Below are 18,578 nucleotides of genomic sequence, written 5' to 3' on the forward strand. Positions count from 1 at the left end.
ATAATATTAGGATAGCGATTATGTCGTATAAATATCGAGCAGGTCAGTCACCCAAAGCCAGCTTAAGCAAAAAAGACGCTTTTGCCAAAAAATCAAACGGACAAAAACTGGCGGCGGCTTTTCTAACTGCCCTGCCAATGTTTACGCTACTAAGTGCAACGGCAGCTATTAGTGGCTGCGGCTTTCAACTGCGTGGCTATGATGCGCCGATGCTGCTTGATGTCGCCAAAACAGCCGTGATTCTCGAAGACAATCGCACCTCATTTCCGCTTAAGCTGCCATTGACAAGACGCCTAAAAACTTTAGGTGTTGAGGTCATTGACAACATGACAGCAGCTGATGTTGCGAACAATAACAAACAAGCAAATGCTGAACCTATTGCCGCTATCACCATCAATAACGTCCGTTTTAAGCGTTATGAGCTGGTCGGTGTACTGACAGAGATCCGCTTGGTACTTTCAGCAGATGTCAGCTATCAGACCATGGAAAATGGCAAACCAATTACGCTAAGCAACCCTATCCAAGTCGAGCGTAGCTATCAATATAATGAAGCATCGGTAAGCACTGATGATCAGCAAGGCGATCAAATTCGTGACTGGCTCTATGACAGTTTGGCACGCCGAATTACTGATCAATATGTCGCCATCTCCCTACCAAAGGTCAGCTCTTCTGGAGTCAGACAATCTGTGCAAAGCGGTAATGGCTCAACATCGATCGCGGTGGTGGTGCCAAACCCATAGTTTATAATGCGCAACACATTCCACGTTTATTTTCATCAATCTGTGTACTTATTACCCTATGCAAGATACCTTTATACAAGCCTACCCAAAGCTACTACAGCCTTCCGTTGCAGTCGCGGGCTTGTGGCTGGCGCATGGTGATGAGCCACTACTCAGTCAATGGCTCATCGATGCCCTGCGACCACATTGGCGCGCGCAGAATTACGCGATTAAGCGTATTGAGCTGATATCAGTCAAGAGCTGGCAAGAAGTATTGTCAGAGCTTGGTAGCCAGTCTTTATTTGATGATGCCAGTGCACTCATCGTGACGGGTAACCATAAGCCTGACAAGGCGGTCATCACTGAGCTTGAGCACTTTGCCGTTGAAGCTCAAACAGGGACGCACAGTCATAGTTTATTATGGCTCACGCCCAAGCAAGACAAACGAGCGCAAAGCAGCAAGTGGTTTACGCCATTTGCTCAATATGGTCATGTCATTGATTGCAATTTATATAATGAGCAGCAACGACAGCAGCTACTGCAAATACAAGCTCAGCAGTTTGGTTTACGGCTATCGCAAGAGGCGTGGCAGCTGCTTATGTCGCATACTGAGCACCATCTGCTAAGCGCTTATCAGACCTTATGGCGGCTCTCCTATTTATTTGCGCCGCAGCTAGTCGCTAAGAATATTGAGGCTAATCATCAGGCTGATCACTCTACACAACTTCCAAACAATGTTGCCTTAGACATTAAGGATCTACAAGCCGCGTTGGTCAGTGATGCACAATTTAGCGTCTTTGATTTATCGGATGCCATGCTTGCCGGTAACAGCACGCAAGTCGCCAAAATCATGTTTCAGCTGAAAGCCACCGACGAGCCAACCACCTTGGTATTATGGGCGATTAGTAAAGACATGCGGCAAATTATGCAATTGATGGATGGGCAAGATCCGCAAGCGCTTGGTATTTGGCGTAGCAAACAAGGGTTGTACCAGCAAGCTTGCCGTCGCCAGTCAAAAACTCAAACGGCTGAATGGCCTGCCCTGCTTTATAAATGTGACCAAGCCATCAAAGGACTCGTGCGTCAGCCAGCGTGGGAGTTATTATTGCAGGCAGCGCTTGAGTTATCAGGTAAGCGGCTGTTTGCCGTTTGATTGGTTGAAAAAATTCAATAACTTATTTAACCAAGTTTTCTTATCGTAAGTTCTGTTATTAACTGAATAAGGAAATTTTTTTAAAGTTTCTGTTATATCTGCTTCTTTTTTTCTACCCCATTCATGATTTAGCTGCGTCATAAGTTCAATTTGCTTATTAAAGCGTATAACTCTTTGATCTTCACTCATGACACTATTCTCTTGCTCATACTCGCCTGCTACCCTAGACGTTACCATCTCAAAAAACTCATAAATGAAATCGTCTACATCTAAAAAAGATTCTCTAGATAACTCACTACCGCGCTCACATATTACATAGTGGTAATAGCCACCGCTTATCTCCAAGTGTGGCTCACCAAATCCAGAAGGCATATCTCTTAAAATAACATCATCAATATTTAGCCCTATCTTTTTACTATAATCGTTAATTATTTTTTGAATTTGCTGATGGTTTAACATTACATTCTTCCTTTGTTTATTATTTCCATAATATAGTCTGCCTTATCTCTACTGCTGAACTTCTTAACCTTTCTTAAACTAATTACCATTCCCTTTTGGACTTCAAGCCTCTACTATATGTACACTTGATTTCATTGTGACTGGATTGTTGTTATGCGCAAAATAAGCAAAAAGTCTGCTATCAAATGGGGTGTCATCGCCTTAATCATCGTAGCATTAGGGGCTTTGGCCTATACTTTTTTAAAACCAGAGGAAGAAAAACCCAGTTATTTAACCGCACCTGTTGAGGTTGGTGATATCGAAAACAATGTCATGGCATCAGGTAAAGTTAAAGCACTTAATACCGTCGATGTCGGTGCACAGGTTTCTGGTGAGGTCACAAACCTCTATGTAGAAGTGGGTGACGAGGTGAAACAAGGCGATTTGATTGCACAGATTGATCAAGTGACTCAGAAGAACAGCCTGAGCAATGAACAAGCCAGTCTTGAGCAAAGTGAAGCCGCGCTACAAAGTGCGCAAGCAGAATCGTTAAGCAAACAAGCGAGTCTAAAAAGTGCCTATGCCGATCTTGCCAGCCGTCAGTCTGAGCTCAAACAAGCACAGTCTGACTTTGCGCGCTTGCAAGGCTTACTGGCTATCGATGCGATATCGCAGCAGGATTATGATACGCAAGCGACAAAGGTTGCTACCGCTCAGGCATCAGTAGCCAATGCCCGCGCTGCTATTGATACAGCACAAGCCGCCATTGCAACAGCCACTGCAAACATCAATAGCCAACAAGCAGCATTACGAAAGTCTCAAACCAATGTCGCAACGGCTCAAGAAGACCTTAGCTATACAACGATTCGCGCGCCAATATCAGGTACTGTCGTCTCAGTGACCACAGAGCAAGGCACGACGGTCAATGCCAATCAAACAGCCCCGACCATCGTAACTTTAGCAGATTTGTCTACTGTTAGAATCAACGCACAAATCTCCGAAGCCGATGTTATCAATGTCAATGCTGGTATGCCCGCCTACTTTAATATCATCGGTAATCCAGACAAGCAGTATGATGCGACACTGACAGCTATTGAGCCGGCACCCGAGGAAATTAGCAAGACCAGCTCAACCGATTCTGCAATCTACTATGTTGGCTACGTAGAAGTAGCTAACCCTGAGCGATTATTTCGTATTGATATGACCGCCCAGATTTATATCATCATCGATCAAGCCAAAGATACCCTACTTGTACCATCAGCAGCCATACAAGAAAGACCCGCGAGAAATCAAACTGAAGGTCAAGCAAAAACCAGCAAGGTTGTACGCGTACTAAATGATGACGGCACAGTAGAACCTCGCACAGTAGAAGTGGGCATTGATAACCGAGTAAATGCGCAAATTTTAAGCGGATTGGAAGAAGGTGAGCAAGTCATCATCGGCGAAGCTAGTGCCAAAGCTCCAGGTAACCGTGGTGGTGGTGGTACTCGTATACCTGGTACTCCAAGGATGTAATTAATTCTTTGACTATGTTAACGATAAAAGGGCTTGAGCAACTTAGCCCTTTTCTCACGACACTCACTATCTTTGATTAAAGACATTGCTATGACTATATCTCAATCTACTAAACAGCCGACTGACAGCACTAGTGCTTCGATAGAAACCAAATCACCGAATAATATCAATACTGCAGCTACCGCTGACAAGCCAATTATGGAGCTGTCGGGTATTATTCGAGAGTTTGCTGCCGGAGAGCAAACCATTCGCGTATTGCACGAGGTTAATTTAACGATTAATCAAGGTGAAATGGTCGCGATTATCGGGCAATCTGGCTCTGGTAAGTCTACACTAATGAATATCTTGGGTTGCTTAGATCAGGCGACAGCAGGTGACTATAAGATTTATGGCCAATCAGCAAACAAGCTAGAGGCAGATGAATTGGCTGAGTTACGCCGAGAGCATTTTGGCTTTATCTTTCAGCGCTACCACCTGCTTGGTGACATTAGCGCTAAAGATAACGTTGCCGTCCCTGCCGTATATGCTGGTATGAACACTGAGGCACGAATCAATCGCGCAGAAAAGCTCTTGACTGATCTAGGTCTTGGTGAAAAAGTAAATAATCGTCCTAGCCAGCTCTCAGGCGGCCAACAGCAGCGTGTTTCTGTTGCTCGTGCCCTGATGAATGGTGGCGATGTTATCTTAGCAGATGAGCCAACTGGTGCACTAGATAGCAAATCTGGCGAAGACGTGATGGCGATCTTACATGATCTAAATGCTAAAGGTCATACCATTATCATGGTCACTCATGATCCCAAACTTGCTGCCCAAGCCGAACGAGTTATTGAGTTAAAAGATGGTTACGTCATTGCAGATTACAAAACTGAGCATTATAAACCGACAACTCAACACCCAGAATCTATCCTCGGTGGACATCGTAAAAGTGCCTTTGGCAGTTTTGTGGATCGTTTGCTCGAAGCTTTTAAAATGTCCTTACTTGCCATGCGTGCACACAAGATGCGCACCTTGCTGACCATGTTAGGCATTATCATCGGTATCGCTGCGGTTGTGTCTATCGTTGGTCTTGGTCAAGGCTCTCAGCAGCAAATTCTCGCAAATATTAGCTCGCTAGGAACCAATACCATCACCGTCAATGACGGCTACCCTAGAGGCGACCCGCGACGTAAATATAATGACGACAACCTCACACCAGAAGATGCAGAAGCGGTCAGCAGTCAACCGTATGTTATCAATGTGAGCCCTCAAGTCAATACCAGCTCTAGTGTACGCTATCGCAGCGTGCAGGAAGACTCGACCATCAATGGTGTTGGTGAGTATTATCTAGAGGTCACTGGTGAGACGCTGGCATTAGGTCAAGGTTTCGATTCGCAAAGTATCGACCTTCGCAGTCAAGATATTATTATCGATGACAATGCCAAGAGTGCTTTTTTTGCAGATATAGATAACCCTATCGGAGAAGTCATACTCATCGGTAGTGTGCCTGGACGCGTGGTTGGCGTCCTTGAGGCAAGCGACGGTGGCTTTGGACCAAGTAGCACGACACCTGTCATATATATGCCTTATACCACTGTGATGTCACGTATAACTGGTAGTGCAAATATTGATAGTTTTATAGCACTGTTAGATGATAGTGTCTCATCTAGTGTAGCTGAGTCAGCTATTTCCGATATAATAGAAGGTCGCCATGGTAAAGATGATTTTAATATTATTAACTCAGATTCTATTCGTCAGACCATTGAATCAACGACAGGTACTATGACACTGCTCATCTCATCGGTTGCTGTTATCTCATTGATCGTTGGTGGTATTGGTGTGATGAATATTATGCTAGTATCGGTCACGGAACGCACTAATGAAATTGGTGTACGTATGGCAGTTGGGGCTCGTCAAAACGATATCATGCAGCAGTTTTTGATAGAAGCCGTACTCGTCTGTATTTTGGGCGGCTTATTAGGTATTGGACTGGCCTTTGCTATTGGTGAAATCATTAATAATTTTGCTGGTGATAGCTTTAAAGTGATTTACTCACCAACCTCTATCATTGCTGCATTTATATGTTCAACACTGATTGGTGTCGTATTTGGATTCTTGCCAGCGCGTAATGCTGCTAAATTAGATCCTGTTGAAGCACTGTCTAGGGACTAAAACGTCGCGACTGACGTTTTAAATAGGCATTTACTGCCATGAAACAGCCACCAATAAGCCAAATTATATAAAAAAACGCATTTTTTCGCATTAATTGCACTTTTTTTATATTACGGGGTTGTAATTGTCCTGATAGTGTATATAATGTGCTCTCACGTTTAGGGATAGAAATTCTTTAAACGTTGAAACAAACTTAATGCCTCTTTTAATGTTGATTTACCTAATATTAAAAATTAAGTTTAAAGACATTTTTTAGATGTCTAGTTTTAATAAGTTTGCCTTCAAGGAAACTTATCTTGTAGTAGATATAAACCTAGTAAAGGTATAGAGTTTTTAGAATTTACGAAAATGTAAACTCTCTTGTACTCAGATGAAGTAATATTTCATTTTATCTTCGCTCAGGGCCGATAGCTCAGTTGGTAGAGCAGTTGACTTTTAATCAATTGGTCCCGCGTTCGAGTCGCGGTCGGCCCACCATATTTAGTATTATGCTTGTTATGTACATTGCCCTATCAGGTATTGGCATAATAAGTAACAAAGTTTAAGAAGCTTTCCTTTAGAAAACTTCACCGAATTTACGAAGTTGTAAATTCACTTGCAGAGTTAAAAAAAGCCATGCTTTTTTATACACTCTTCAGGGCCGATAGCTCAGTTGGTAGAGCAGTTGACTTTTAATCAATTGGTCCCGCGTTCGAGTCGCGGTCGGCCCACCATATTTAGAAAGCCCAGTCATTATATTAATAATGACTGGGCTTTTTTTTGCTTAAAATTTCACTTTATTTTTTACGGTTTCGTTTAAAAATAGTGAAGTCAGTGTCTTTTCGCCACAGTAGCTTATGCTTAATCGTGTCTTTGATCGTCCGTGGATGCTTAGGTGCTTGCGTAATCAGCATATCAAACGTTTCTGCGTCGATTGCTAGCTCACGCCCATGTGCCATCATAACCATAGAAGGTTTTAACGCCTTTATTCTTTGTAGTGACTGAATATAGACTTTAGGATCATAAATAGGAAAAGGCGCCACAAACTTATGACGCAGTTTGATAATGAGATCGGCCGTATAGACTTGCCGACTTGGTACATGAAATAGAGACAAGTCACGATCTGTATGTCCGGGTGTTTCCAGTACTTGCCATTCATCAAATTTCGGCACACTATCCCCATCTTTAACGGTCATATCAGGCGTAAGATGGGCAGGATAATACAGATTTTTAAGGGAGCGACCTTGACGTCTCGCCACATAATGCGCAAGATTTATATCCACAAAATGCATGGCATGCCCACCGATACCGCTATACCATTGACGCTTTTTTTCTGCCGAAACAATGATACAGCCCGTCTCTTTTCTGAATTGATGAGCGCCGCCTGCATGATCAGGATGCATATGGGTCACCACGACGACTTTTAGATCGCTGATTGGTCGCTGTAACCTCGTTCTAATATAATCTAATACCATCGCTACATCAGGGCGGCAACCACCGTCCAGCAGCATGATTTTATCTGGATATACCGCAAGATAAGTACTTTGGATATATCCTTCTAAACGTACAATTTCACATAAACTCATTTGCGTTCCCTGCTACATGATTGCTCACTGTTATAGTATCCCTACTATAGGAGACGCTTTTAACGCGCCTTAATAGGATTTAGTATAACGCCCACCATTCAACTTGTAATGACTTTGAGTGAACGCTTGTGGCTATTTTTTTGAGATGAGCTTTTGTCTGAAATAGGTTTGCTTCTTAACTCTTTTTTTGGCTTAATCATCATTGGCTAAAAAGCAAAAACCTAACATTAATGTTAGGTTTTTATTTGAGTTTTTACTGCCTATTAATTCATGCTGTTTTTAAATTAGAATGGTAAAACCAATGCCTCTTTATCGTCACTGGTGATTTCCATATACTGATAAATCCCTTTTCTATCATAAATCTGGGTTTCTAAAGAGTAGCCAAACCCTGGTTGATATGCTCGGCCCATTTGAGCAACTCCATCACTACCCAATGCAATTGCCATCAGATACTGCTGCTCACTGGTATTTTTAGAGGCCTCTAATGACATATCAGTGGGGTTATTTAGATAAATTACTTTTTTCCCAGCTACTGTTTTGACGCCTTCTTCTAGTATTTGAGGTGAAACATTATAATTGATGGCATAAGTACAAACTGGTTGTATATTATACAAAGTAGCACCAAGAGTGTCTTTGTTAAAGACCAGTCCACTGTTACTCAATTTAAGCGCACAAACCAAATCTTCAATTTTTGAGTGAGCGTCACGATACGCTTTTAATGTTGAATACTTGTTGGCATCTCCTGATTGATTATTTCCTGAGAAAAAATCCACATCTTCAAGCGTTATTACCTCACCTTGCGTTAAAATAAAGTCGATATTGTATCTTTTAGCCCCGCCCGGAAGACCTACCGCTTTAATAATAACGTCATATTTTGAGCTGCCTTTATCAAAAATCAGCTTACCCGCGCCTACCTTGAAATCACTTCTATAATCAGGAAACGTAAGTTCGTCGCGGCTGCCCCATTTGCCATTGTAGCTTAGAGTATCTCCAGTAAAGTATCTATTATAAAAAAAGTCTTCCGTAATACCATCACTGACTGAGAGCCATTGCTTTAATGCAGGCTCATACATCCAATGGCGTTCAACAACTTTATTTAAACTTTCGTCCAGCTTGTACTGTTTAACAAAAGTACAATATGTTCGATTCTTGTCCGTACAGCTATAACCCTGCGGGTTATTATCCTCGTAGCGACCAATGTCAATATCAAATATTCCTGTTTTAAGGTCATTCAATCCGTCATTATTAGCTTCGATATCTAATGGCTTATTATTGAGAGGTAATGAAGGTAGGGTCAAAGTATCTTTTAGCTCTACTGCTTCAGGTTTCGGTATTTCAGGCCTGGGTTTTGAAGTTTCTGGCTTGGGTTTTTCGGGTTTCGGTTTTTCAGTATTTATCTGTTCGTTAGAAGTAGCATTATCGCTGCCACTTGATCCGCCACAACCTACTAGACTGCCTGTCAGTAGAATCAACAAACTAAGTGATAAATTCTTATTAAGTATTTTCACGATAAAAATTCCGGACGAATAGTATTGTTAGATAATTTAAACTTTATTTAACAAAAAAACAACTAAAATACACATTGAGTTTTTATTCTATTTTCAAATATTTGGGCGCTACCAAGCACTCTGAAATTAGCTTTAAAAATTCAATAAAAAACCCAGCACAATGGCTGAGTTCTTTATTAAAGGTCTAAAAAAAACTACGCCAAATCACGAACCTTTGGCTCACGTTCCCACAGACGAGATTTGGCATTCTCAATAAAAGTATCCAATTCAGCCAGTGGCGTGACAAAGGCATCTTTTTCAATAGGTAGCTTACTTAAGATAAACTCATCGGTCGCCCCGCAATAAGCAATGGCTTTGCAATGACCATACGCATCGTTGAACCAATCTAATGCTGAGCTGTCTTTTGCTAGCTTCTTAGCTTGCTCTGGCATAATGATACTAACGACCGCGTCAAACATCACTGAAGGGCCGCCAGCGAGACGCTCATCTGCTTGTATGCGAGTGTCGTCATCTAAGACAACTTCCTTATTGGGCGCAACGATTTTCACGCTAGCACCCTGCGCTTTTGCCGCCTCTTCGAACTTTTTGATTTCACTATGCTTTGAGCCTTCTGCGACCAAGATACCAATCAAACGGCCTTTTAAACTCTTAGGCGTTAGACCAATCGTTTGTACTGCTTTCGATGTCGCCATATCCTGTACAGGAGCAGCGGCATCAGCAGGCTCTGGCAGTTCCATACCTAGCGCTTTTGCCACACGATTTGCCAAGTCTTCATCGATATGCGGTAGATGACTCAGCATACGAGTACGTACATGCGCCGTATCTACTTTACCTAACTCAAAGGCATAAGCAGAGGCAATGTGCGCTTGCTCAGCTGGCGTCTGGCTACGATAGAACATCCGCGGCTGACTATAGTGATCGGCAAAACTTTCTGCACGCACGCGACCTTTCACACCATCATCCAACTGTTCGTGGAACGATTCAAAGCCACGCTTGGCGCTTTCACGTGGTCTGGTTGGGTCTAAACTTTGTGGTTCATAGAGCACACGAGTCTTAGGTACTTGCATCTGCATATGACCATCTTGCTGATTATTGGCAAACGGACATTTCGGCGCGTTGATTGGAATTTGGGCAAAATTAGGCGAACCTAAACGTGATAATTGCGTGTCTAGATAACTGAACAAACGACCTTGTAATAATGGATCGTTACTGAAGTCGATACCTGGTGGCAGATGCGATGGACAGAACGCCACTTGCTCCGTTTCTGCAAAGAAATTATCGGGATAACGGTTCAGCACCATTTTACCCACGACTTTCACTGGCACCATCTCTTCTGGAATCAGCTTGGTGGCATCTAGATGATCAAACGGGAATTTATCAGCCTCTTCTTCAGTAAATAACTGGACGCCAAACTCCCATTCAGGATAGTCGCCATTATTAATGGCTTCAAACAAATCACGGCGATGATAATCAGGGTCAGCGCCTGAGATTTTTACCGCCTCATCCCACGTGGTTGACTGTACACCGAGTACAGGTTTCCAATGGAAACGGACAAAGGTACTCTTGCCTTCTTTGTTGATTAAACGATAGCTGTGAATACCAAAGCCTTCCATCATGCGTAAACTGCGTGGTAGTGCACGATCACTCATCAGCCAAATTAAATTATGCATGGTCTCAGGACTTAATGACACAAAGTCCCAAAAGGTGTCATGCGCCGAAGCAGCTTGCGGAAATCCACGATCCGGCTCTGGTTTGACCGCATGAATGAGGTCTGGAAACTTCATCGCATCTTGAATAAAGAAAATTGGCATGTTGTTACCCACGATGTCCCAATTACCTTCTTCGGTATAAATCTTCACAGCAAAACCACGCACATCACGTGGCGTATCTTTTGAGCCTTTGTTACCTGCAACCGTAGAAAAACGGGTAAATAAAGGCGTCTGTTTACCTGTTTCAGTCAAAATTTTCGCCGTGGTGTATTTTTCGAGCGACTCAGTGAGTTCAAAATAACCGTGAGCAGCACTACCACGCGCATGAACAATACGCTCAGGAATACGCTCATGGTCAAAATGATGGATTTTTTCTCGTAACACAAAGTCCTCTAATAAGGTTGGCCCACGTGCGCCTGCTTTTAGAGAGTTTTGATTGTCAGAGATGATGACACCTTGTTGGGTCGTCAATACTTTGGTGTCATCCCCTGCGCGCTGGTGAGTCTCACCGCCATTGCCACGTTCCGTATTCATATCTTTAGCGGGGTCAGTATGATCAATATTATTTTTCATTATGCATCCTAGCTAGTAATTAAAAGTAGGCTCTATTTCTTTAGAACTTTTGTATAGAGCTGTCTTTAATATTAGCCAAAAAATATGACTAATTCATGGCACTCCTTGTTGATATTTGGTTAAAGTTTGCAGCCGTGATAAAGCCGTAATTTCAGCGTATTTAAACAGAGCCTCAACGTTGACGATAGATTCTTGTCATGTAGTGATTTTTTAAGGTATGCTCTTAGGAAGCATTAAAACAGTTGATAAATAAAATGGGCATGGTTTTAGCCAACTATTTATCTTTTTTATACGATTATAAGGCGACATACCATGTTATCAACTTCAAAGACTACGTCCAAAAAACCTTATCACTCATTGCTAATGGGTGCGTCAATCGGACTAATGGCACTGACTTTCAGCCAAACAGCTGCCGCCATTACAACCAAAAATATTACCTATACCGTGGATGATCAAGCATACGAAGGCTATTACGCCAAAGCCGACAAAGCTAATGCGCCTTTTATCCTACTCATTCATGATTGGGATGGATTGACAGACTATGAGCGCAAACGTGCTGACATGTTAGCCACGGAGGGCTACAACGTATTGGCGGCAGACATGTTCGGGCAAGGCGTTCGTCCTACTTCTATTGAAGAAAACAAACGCTTAACTGGGGAATTATACGATAATCGCAATAAAATGCGCCGCATACTTCAAGGTGCGTTGAATGCTGGAAGACTACAAGGTAATGATGTGCGTAAAGGCACTACCATGGGATATTGTTTTGGCGGTACCGTTGCTCTGGAGCTGGCGCGCTCAGGATTTGAGCAAAAAGCATTTGTACCCTTCCATGGTGCCTTCGATATTCCAACAGGTCAAAGTTATGACAAGACAACTGGAGAAATCTTAGTATTCCATGGCTCTGCTGATGAATCTGTCTCTCTAGAGAGCTTCGCAACTTTGGGTAAGACATTAGAAGCAGCAAAAGTACCGCATGAGATGGTGACATATAGTGGTGCACCACATGCCTTTAGCGTGTTCGGCAGTGATAGATATGATGCACGTGCCGATGAGCGCTCGTGGAAACGCTATTTGGATTTTTTAGCAAATGAATATAAATAACTTTAATTCATATCCTATAAGAACAGCGACCCTTAATTATTAACCAGCCTATCTCATTGATAAATGAGTCGATTAAAAGCCAAGGAAGCCAATTATGTTATTGAAGAACGACGTATTGCGTGCGCGTGTTAGATTGTTAGGCGCATTTTTAGGTGAGGCCATTTCTCGCCAATCTGGGGAGGATACCCTACGTACTATCGAAACATTGCGCAAGGGCTTTATTCAGGAGCGCCGCGAGCATAATCCAGCACACAAACAGCAGCTGATCGATCTTATTGCCTCATTAGACAATCAAACCTTAAAAAACGTCATTCGCGCATTCTCTATTTACTTTTTCCTTGCCAATTTAACTGAAGAAAACTATCTGCGTGAGCAACGCCGTACTATGCGTGCTCAGTCCAATCAAAGCTGGGAAGGATCCTTTCGCCGCACCTTGTTAGAATGCCGTGAGCGGCAAATCGAACCTGCGCAAATCAAAGAGCTTATTGATCACCTTAAATTTATTCCTGTTTTTACGGCTCATCCTACCGAAGCCCGTAGACGCACCACCATGAATATCTTGCAAACCCTCTATGAGCATACCGATGCCATGAGCGACTATCCCGAAGGCAGCCTAGCCTTTATGCAAGCTAAGCAAAAGACAGCAGAAACCATTGACTTGCTGTGGTCGTCAGACGAAGTTCGCAGCCGAAAACCTTTGGTTTATGATGAAATAAACAACGGCTTACACTATTTTGATGCCAGCTTATTCACTGCCATTCCCAAAGTATATCGTAATATAAAAGACGCTATCGTCGATATCTATCCTGAGTTAATCAACTACCCTTTACCCGCCTTTGTCAGTTTTGGCTCTTGGATTGGCGGCGATAGAGATGGCAATCCATTCGTCACCCATGAAACCACTGAAATGGCGGTATTGATGCATGCTAATACCGTGCTACGCCATTACCAAGTGTTGATCAGAAAATTGCGTCGTGAGCTGATTCATAGCGATACTATCGTCGATATCGCGCCAGAGATTTATACCCGTATCAAAGACTACAACACACTCGATCAAAAAGTCTTTTGCTACAATCCTGATGATTACAATAATGAGCCGTACCGAAGACTGCTGTCCATTATTCTGGCTAAAATAAAAGCGACCAACCAGCATATCCAAAGCCAAGGCACAGATGAGGAGGCTGCAAAAGAGGCTTACTCAACACCGACGGCCTTGCTAGATGATTTACGCCTTATTCGCAAAAGTGTCAATACTCATGACAAAGCGCATGGCGAAGGCTTACTGCTTGATACCATTCGCCTAGTCAAAACCTGTGGATTCCATTTAGCCTCGCTAGATATTCGCCAAGATTCAGGTTATCACGGCGAAGTCATTGCAGATATTTTTGCTAGCGCCTCGAATCTGCCCGACTATCACACTCTCAGCGAAACAGAGCGGCAAGAATGGCTAACGCGTTTGCTAGAAAAGCCAGGTGCACCGCTGATTTATACCGACAACTTAAGCGCGCAAACACACGAACAGCTTGCTCTGATGAATTCTGTCGCTAAACTGCGTAAACTGGTCGGCGACGATACTTTTGGTAGCTATGTAATTTCGATGACCAATAACGCCAGTCAGCTATTAGAAGTGCTGCTACTGATGCGTTTTGCAGGTTTATCGGGTATTGATAAGAACGGGCATTTATTTTCTGCCCTACCAGTTGCGCCACTGTTTGAAACCATCGAAGATTTAAAAAATATCGATAAAATTATGCCAATGGTGTTGGACAATCGGCTATATCGTGATTTACTTGAGCACTCAGGAAACATTCAAGAGATTATGCTTGGCTACTCAGATTCCTCTAAAGATGGCGGCATTATTACCTCCGCTTGGCAGTTATATAGTGCCCAGCAAACCATCACCGATATCGCCAATCAATATGGTATCACCACCCGCCTGTTCCATGGTCGTGGTGGTTCCGTCAGTCGTGGTGGTGGCTCAACCCATCAAGCCATCGCTGCTCAGCCTGCTGGCACTTTACATGGACAGATCAAGTTCACTGAACAAGGCGAAGTACTTTACGCCAAGTATGCCAATCCAGATACTGCCGTGTTTGAATTAACCATGGGAATCACGGGAGCGCTAAAAGCCAGCTCGTCACGATTTGTCGAACAACCCAAACAGCTAGATAGCTATGAAGCGTTGTTTGCTGATTTGGCAGATGCAGGCGAACAGCAATATCGAGAGCTGACGGATAATACAGAGGGCTTCTATCAGTTTTATTCTGAGGCCACACCAGTACAAGAGATTTCATTGCTCAATATTGGCTCGCGTCCTGCTCACCGTAAAAAAGGACTGCCGAGCAAATCGACGATTCGGGCGATACCATGGGTATTTGGCTGGTCATTGGCGCGCTTTACCCTTCCCGCTTGGTATGGCGTGGGCAGTGCTTTAGATAGCGTCAAAAAAGACGAAGCGTTAATGAAGGAGATGAATAAAAACTGGCCATTTTTCAATGTCTTTATCAGTAATATTGAAATGGCTTTTACCAAATCCGAGATGAATATCGCCCGTGCATACAGTCAACTGTGTAAAGACGAAAGCTTACGTGAGCAAGTCATGCAGGCAGTGATTGATGAGCATGAACTGACGCACGCAGGTCTCAACTCCTTGCTAGAGCAGGCGTCTTTACTCTCAAACCAACAAGACTTGGCTCATTCATTGGAATGGCGTAACGCCTATTTAGATCCCATTAACTACATCCAGATTGAGCTACTCAAGCGTATGCGCCAATCCGATAACACTGACAATGACAATCTGGAAAATGACGATAGACCTGCTGTCGAAGATGCATTAATTCGTAGTATCAACGCTTTGGCAGCAGGGCTACGCAATACAGGTTAGTATTTATAAATAGGTTGATCTTTACTGATTGGAACTTACATAAAGCTGAGTTGATTCATAGTGTTATCACAGTGAACCAACTCAGCTTTTTACGTTAATAGAGTTTTTCAAATACTAATATTTGATTGTTAGATGGCATCTCATAACGCTTATTTAACGTTAAATGATGTGTATTTGCCAAATCTATAACGTCTTCTAAATGACGGATGCCGCTGTTAGCATCGCGCTGGCGCAAGCTATGGTCAAACTGACGATTGCTTGCGCTGCTATAACTGCCATTTTCGTTAAAGGGTCCATAAATGATGAACTTACCATTTAAGGGTAGCATATCACCGACCAATTGGAATAATTTAGCCACTAAAGACCACGACATGATATGCAAGGTATTGGCGGTAAATACCGCATCATACGGTATATCGACCGCATTTTTCATTGGCACTGAATCACACGATACATCAAAAGTAAGCGGTGTATATAAATTAGGGGCAGGATAGGCAGCATGCCAAGCATTGATGGTGGCGTGATTAGCCAACATATCACTGGTCTGCCATGTTAAATGAGTCAATCTAGGGGCAAAATACACACTATGCTGACCCGTACCTGACCCAACCTCTAACACATGAATAGAACCTTGCAACTCTTGCTGTAAAAATTCTAGAATCGGCTGCTTATTATTTTCACACGCTTGAGAAAATGCTATTCCAGTAGGAGCAATCTATTGGCTATTATCTAAATCATCATTCAACACTGCTAATATCCTTATATATCTTCATTACTGTAGCTTTGATATTAATAATGGCGACAAGCAAAGCGTCGAAAAAACTAATAAATACCCGCTTCTACCCCAGCTGCCAGTGTCATCGCTAGCTCTTCGACTTGATCAGTAAAGATTTCTTGCCAATCACCTTGTAAAATCAGCGCCTCTTGCACCCATGACCAGCGCAGTCCTGTGGTAATGGTTTTGAGCGCAAGCTTAGTACCTGTCCCATCATGCCCAGCTCGAATATATACCGCAAACGGCATGCCCTGCTTCTTCTCTAACGCCCGATAATAACAGCGATCAAAAAAGTCTTTGGTCAGTCCTGCCATATAAGCCAAGTTCTCAGTCGTCCCTAATAATAGCGCGTCAGCTGCCAATACATCTTCAGGCTGGGTATCTTGGGGAGATTTGATTATGACATTGATATCTATATCAGGATGATTGGCACCATCATAAGCCGCTTGCGCCAACTTCTTAGTATTAGGTGATGGCGCATGCGCAACAATAAGTAAGGTTTTGCTAGCCATCTCAACCATCCTTATAAAGGTCACTGGTTTTTGGAATTAACAATTCTTGGAATCAGTAGTTCTTAGAATTAAAAGCTCTTAGAATTAATGGCTTCTGGAATGAATAGTCACTTTTTGAATGATATCAGGATGGATACTTTTCGCAACTGGACAAGTAAGCGCGGTGTTATAGAATATCTTTTGCGTTTTATCATCTAATGGTTGATTAAAAGTAATAACAACATGTACTTCACTGACTCGTCTTGGATCAGCAGCCATTATTTTGGTCACTTCAGCTGTAGTGCCTGCAATATCGATATCCATATCACGAGCTTTGATACCGATAATCGTCAACATACAACTGGCTAAGCTAGTCGCCAATAAATCAGTCGGCGAAAATGCTTCGCCTTTGCCGTGATTATCAGTCGGTGCATCAGTAATGATTTCATTATTTGACTGCAAATGAATGGCGGTGGTACGCAAATCGCCTTGGTAGGTCACTTTTGATGTCGTCATAGCTTGTCCTTTATAAACTATAAAACAGTGTGAATGTTACTGTTTAAAATATATTTTAATCAAGATATGGAAGGTTTTTATCGCATCTTTGTGCATTGGAATGAGCTAGTACTCTTCCTACAGAAGTAACTTCAGCACCTATATTTATACTATTCCACCACTTCTTAAGAGTATTTAAATTAGCTCTTTCATCCCAGTGTTCTATAAATAATCGAGTATTTTCATTCTTAATATTTATATCTTGCGAATAAAGATCATATATCGTATTGATTGCTTTTTTCTGACTATCTGATAAAGCTATAGACTTAGGAATAAAAAACCCTTGCTGAAAAAGCTGTTTTGTTAAGACAAGAGATTCAATATGCTGTCTATTTGAAATAGGTACTCTTACAAATTCAGGGTTCAGAGCATGCTCAATTATAATATCTTTAGGTAATTTATTTGCTTCAATAATACTCATTGCTCTATCAAAATTTTCAGAGTTTTTCTTTATCCCTACATCTACATATCCATATAATTGCTCAGGGTAATAATCCTCTATTTTCTTTAAGGTACCAATTGGACTCAAACGCACAGCGTCTAATATATCTAAATGATCTAGCCAATCTCTACCCAAAGGTAAACTTCCATATAAAACTTTCCCGAATAGTTCATTTAAAACATCTAACCCTTGAAATATATCTCCTGTTAGTGGTAAGAAACTATTTATGCTATGGAACACCGTTAATCCAAGTAAGGCATCATCGTCTATTTCATCTACAATTTTTACAGCACGGCTGATTCCTGCACGTGCTACTCTATTTTTTCTCTTTTGGAATCTATGTACTAACAATTCGGAAAGAAGTTCATAGTCAACGGGTCTTTCGGTAGCAGCAGCTGTTTTTTGAGCTTCGACAAGTAATAATTGAAAGCTTGGATCTGCAAATACTTCTAAAGCACCTTCTAAATCTTCCATCTTAGGCATCAGTCTATTCTCAAACTCATCAATTCTAATTTGAGCGATTTTCATTGCCTCTTCAGAGTACTTATCTTTCAACTGTAAATTCATTTCTTGAAAAACCTCACGAGCTCGCTTTTCATCTATACCTAGTATATTAACAGTCATTTCTTTGGATTGAAGGTTATTAGAGTTATCACCTGCTTGTTGGTTCTGCCTATTCATCATTTTTTTTATTTCCTATATTTAAACTTCCTCCAACTTGTATATTTGTTGAATTATCACCGCCTTTTTGAACCTGTTTATTTTTTCGATTAAAGAAAAACCACCCTATTACCGAGAGAGGTAAAGCGACAGCCGCTCCACTAAATAACCAATCTTTGTTTGCAATAACCCAGTTCATAATTAAATACTCTAATAGTTCACAACATCTTGATAAAATTATATTAATTTAACTACAATATCATAAACACATATTAACATTTTATGTTCCAATAAAAATTAATCTCCCACGCAAAGAAAAACCCCCTTCTGCATAAGCAG

The 18,578-nt window shown here is 42.0% G+C and carries 15 protein-coding genes and 2 tRNA genes; 8 read left to right on the plus strand and 9 right to left on the minus strand.

Annotated elements, in window-relative coordinates; translation table 11 throughout:
• Positions 1-20: 20 nt before the first annotated feature.
• Both ACT3S4_RS11485 and holA read left to right on the plus strand, forming a co-directional pair.
• Complete coding sequence (locus ACT3S4_RS11485) at positions 21-740, plus strand: LPS-assembly lipoprotein LptE (RefSeq protein ID WP_227675937.1); 720 nt, start codon at positions 21-23, stop codon at positions 738-740.
• Between the two features lie 58 nt (positions 741-798).
• Positions 799-1,872 (plus strand): DNA polymerase III subunit delta, encoded by a 1,074-nt coding sequence (holA, locus tag ACT3S4_RS11490; RefSeq protein WP_201559969.1) that lies wholly within the window; start codon positions 799-801, stop codon positions 1,870-1,872.
• On the opposite strand, the gene ACT3S4_RS11495 is transcribed toward holA, so the two are convergent.
• On the minus strand, positions 1,846-2,331 hold the full coding sequence (locus tag ACT3S4_RS11495) for an Imm63 family immunity protein (RefSeq protein ID WP_201559970.1): 486 nt from the start codon (positions 2,329-2,331) through the stop codon (positions 1,846-1,848). The two genes, holA and ACT3S4_RS11495, sit on opposite strands and share 27 nt — an antisense overlap.
• Positions 2,332-2,484: 153 nt before the next feature.
• On the opposite strand from ACT3S4_RS11495, the gene ACT3S4_RS11500 reads away from it, so the two are divergent.
• The 4 genes from ACT3S4_RS11500 to ACT3S4_RS11515 all read left to right on the plus strand — a co-directional run bounded on the left by ACT3S4_RS11500 (position 2,485) and on the right by ACT3S4_RS11515 (position 6,686).
• Positions 2,485-3,825 (plus strand): efflux RND transporter periplasmic adaptor subunit, encoded by a 1,341-nt coding sequence (locus ACT3S4_RS11500; protein WP_201559971.1) that lies wholly within the window; start codon positions 2,485-2,487, stop codon positions 3,823-3,825.
• 198 nt (positions 3,826-4,023) lie between these two features.
• Positions 4,024-5,973 (plus strand): MacB family efflux pump subunit, encoded by a 1,950-nt coding sequence (locus ACT3S4_RS11505; RefSeq protein ID WP_227675939.1) that lies wholly within the window; start codon positions 4,024-4,026, stop codon positions 5,971-5,973.
• A gap of 401 nt (positions 5,974-6,374) precedes the next feature.
• Positions 6,375-6,450 (plus strand) — tRNA-Lys (locus ACT3S4_RS11510).
• A gap of 160 nt (positions 6,451-6,610) precedes the next feature.
• Positions 6,611-6,686, plus strand: a tRNA-Lys gene (locus ACT3S4_RS11515).
• A gap of 63 nt (positions 6,687-6,749) precedes the next feature.
• On the opposite strand, the gene ACT3S4_RS11520 is transcribed toward ACT3S4_RS11515, so the two are convergent.
• From ACT3S4_RS11520 to ACT3S4_RS11530, 3 genes are all read right to left on the minus strand, one after another.
• Positions 6,750-7,538 carry an MBL fold metallo-hydrolase gene (locus ACT3S4_RS11520; RefSeq protein ID WP_045451637.1) on the minus strand — a complete coding sequence of 263 codons (789 nt, stop codon included), beginning with the start codon at positions 7,536-7,538 and terminating at the stop codon, positions 6,750-6,752.
• Between the two features lie 284 nt (positions 7,539-7,822).
• Positions 7,823-9,046: a hypothetical protein gene (locus ACT3S4_RS11525; RefSeq protein WP_193007149.1), complete on the minus strand. Its 1,224-nt coding sequence runs from the start codon at positions 9,044-9,046 to the stop codon at positions 7,823-7,825.
• 194 nt (positions 9,047-9,240) lie between these two features.
• Positions 9,241-11,328, minus strand: coding sequence for a catalase (locus tag ACT3S4_RS11530; protein ID WP_444761094.1), 2,088 nt, complete (start codon positions 11,326-11,328; stop codon positions 9,241-9,243).
• A gap of 312 nt (positions 11,329-11,640) precedes the next feature.
• On the opposite strand from ACT3S4_RS11530, the gene ACT3S4_RS11535 reads away from it, so the two are divergent.
• Together ACT3S4_RS11535 and ppc are read left to right on the plus strand one after the other, a co-directional pair.
• On the plus strand, positions 11,641-12,432 hold the full coding sequence (locus tag ACT3S4_RS11535; protein WP_201553433.1) for a dienelactone hydrolase family protein: 792 nt from the start codon (positions 11,641-11,643) through the stop codon (positions 12,430-12,432).
• A 94-nt stretch (positions 12,433-12,526) separates the two neighbouring features.
• A complete protein-coding gene (gene ppc, locus ACT3S4_RS11540; RefSeq protein ID WP_201553431.1) occupies positions 12,527-15,316 on the plus strand; it encodes a phosphoenolpyruvate carboxylase in 2,790 nt (929 codons plus the stop codon).
• A 94-nt stretch (positions 15,317-15,410) separates the two neighbouring features.
• Here ppc and ACT3S4_RS11545 read toward each other — a convergent pair whose 3' ends face one another.
• From ACT3S4_RS11545 to ACT3S4_RS11565, 5 genes are all read right to left on the minus strand, one after another.
• A complete protein-coding gene (locus ACT3S4_RS11545; protein ID WP_444761096.1) occupies positions 15,411-16,031 on the minus strand; it encodes a DUF938 domain-containing protein in 621 nt (206 codons plus the stop codon).
• Positions 16,032-16,138: 107 nt separating this feature from the next.
• Positions 16,139-16,603 (minus strand): flavodoxin family protein, encoded by a 465-nt coding sequence (locus tag ACT3S4_RS11550; RefSeq protein WP_201553427.1) that lies wholly within the window; start codon positions 16,601-16,603, stop codon positions 16,139-16,141.
• Between the two features lie 84 nt (positions 16,604-16,687).
• The gene (locus tag ACT3S4_RS11555) at positions 16,688-17,098 is read right to left on the minus strand and encodes an OsmC family protein (protein WP_201553425.1); all 411 of its coding nucleotides are present in this window, start codon (positions 17,096-17,098) and stop codon (positions 16,688-16,690) included.
• A gap of 55 nt (positions 17,099-17,153) precedes the next feature.
• Positions 17,154-18,263, minus strand: coding sequence for an LPO_1073/Vpar_1526 family protein (locus ACT3S4_RS11560; RefSeq protein WP_444761095.1), 1,110 nt, complete (start codon positions 18,261-18,263; stop codon positions 17,154-17,156).
• On the minus strand, positions 18,253-18,438 hold the full coding sequence (locus ACT3S4_RS11565; RefSeq protein WP_201553421.1) for a hypothetical protein: 186 nt from the start codon (positions 18,436-18,438) through the stop codon (positions 18,253-18,255). The genes ACT3S4_RS11560 and ACT3S4_RS11565 overlap by 11 nt, the downstream gene beginning before the upstream one ends.
• Positions 18,439-18,578: the final 140 nt, after the last annotated feature.

The organism is Psychrobacter sp. AOP30-A2-5 (assembly GCF_052378115.1).
Taxonomy (GTDB): Bacteria; Pseudomonadota; Gammaproteobacteria; order Pseudomonadales; family Moraxellaceae; genus Psychrobacter.

Coding starts and splice junctions, on each gene's coding strand:
- ACT3S4_RS11505 (WP_227675939.1), top strand. CDS start 4,024: ATGGAGCTGTCGGGTATTATTCGAGAGTTTGCTGCCGGAGAGCAAACC.
- ppc (WP_201553431.1), top strand. CDS start 12,527: ATGTTATTGAAGAACGACGTATTGCGTGCGCGTGTTAGATTGTTAGGC.
- ACT3S4_RS11550 (WP_201553427.1), bottom strand. CDS start 16,603: ATGGCTAGCAAAACCTTACTTATTGTTGCGCATGCGCCATCACCTAAT.
- ACT3S4_RS11500 (WP_201559971.1), top strand. CDS start 2,485: ATGCGCAAAATAAGCAAAAAGTCTGCTATCAAATGGGGTGTCATCGCC.
- ACT3S4_RS11555 (WP_201553425.1), bottom strand. CDS start 17,098: ATGACGACATCAAAAGTGACCTACCAAGGCGATTTGCGTACCACCGCC.
- ACT3S4_RS11560 (WP_444761095.1), bottom strand. CDS start 18,263: ATGATGAATAGGCAGAACCAACAAGCAGGTGATAACTCTAATAACCTT.
- ACT3S4_RS11530 (WP_444761094.1), bottom strand. CDS start 11,328: ATGAAAAATAATATTGATCATACTGACCCCGCTAAAGATATGAATACG.
- ACT3S4_RS11485 (WP_227675937.1), top strand. CDS start 21: ATGTCGTATAAATATCGAGCAGGTCAGTCACCCAAAGCCAGCTTAAGC.
- ACT3S4_RS11565 (WP_201553421.1), bottom strand. CDS start 18,438: ATGAACTGGGTTATTGCAAACAAAGATTGGTTATTTAGTGGAGCGGCT.
- ACT3S4_RS11520 (WP_045451637.1), bottom strand. CDS start 7,538: ATGAGTTTATGTGAAATTGTACGTTTAGAAGGATATATCCAAAGTACT.
- ACT3S4_RS11495 (WP_201559970.1), bottom strand. CDS start 2,331: ATGTTAAACCATCAGCAAATTCAAAAAATAATTAACGATTATAGTAAA.
- ACT3S4_RS11535 (WP_201553433.1), top strand. CDS start 11,641: ATGTTATCAACTTCAAAGACTACGTCCAAAAAACCTTATCACTCATTG.
- holA (WP_201559969.1), top strand. CDS start 799: ATGCAAGATACCTTTATACAAGCCTACCCAAAGCTACTACAGCCTTCC.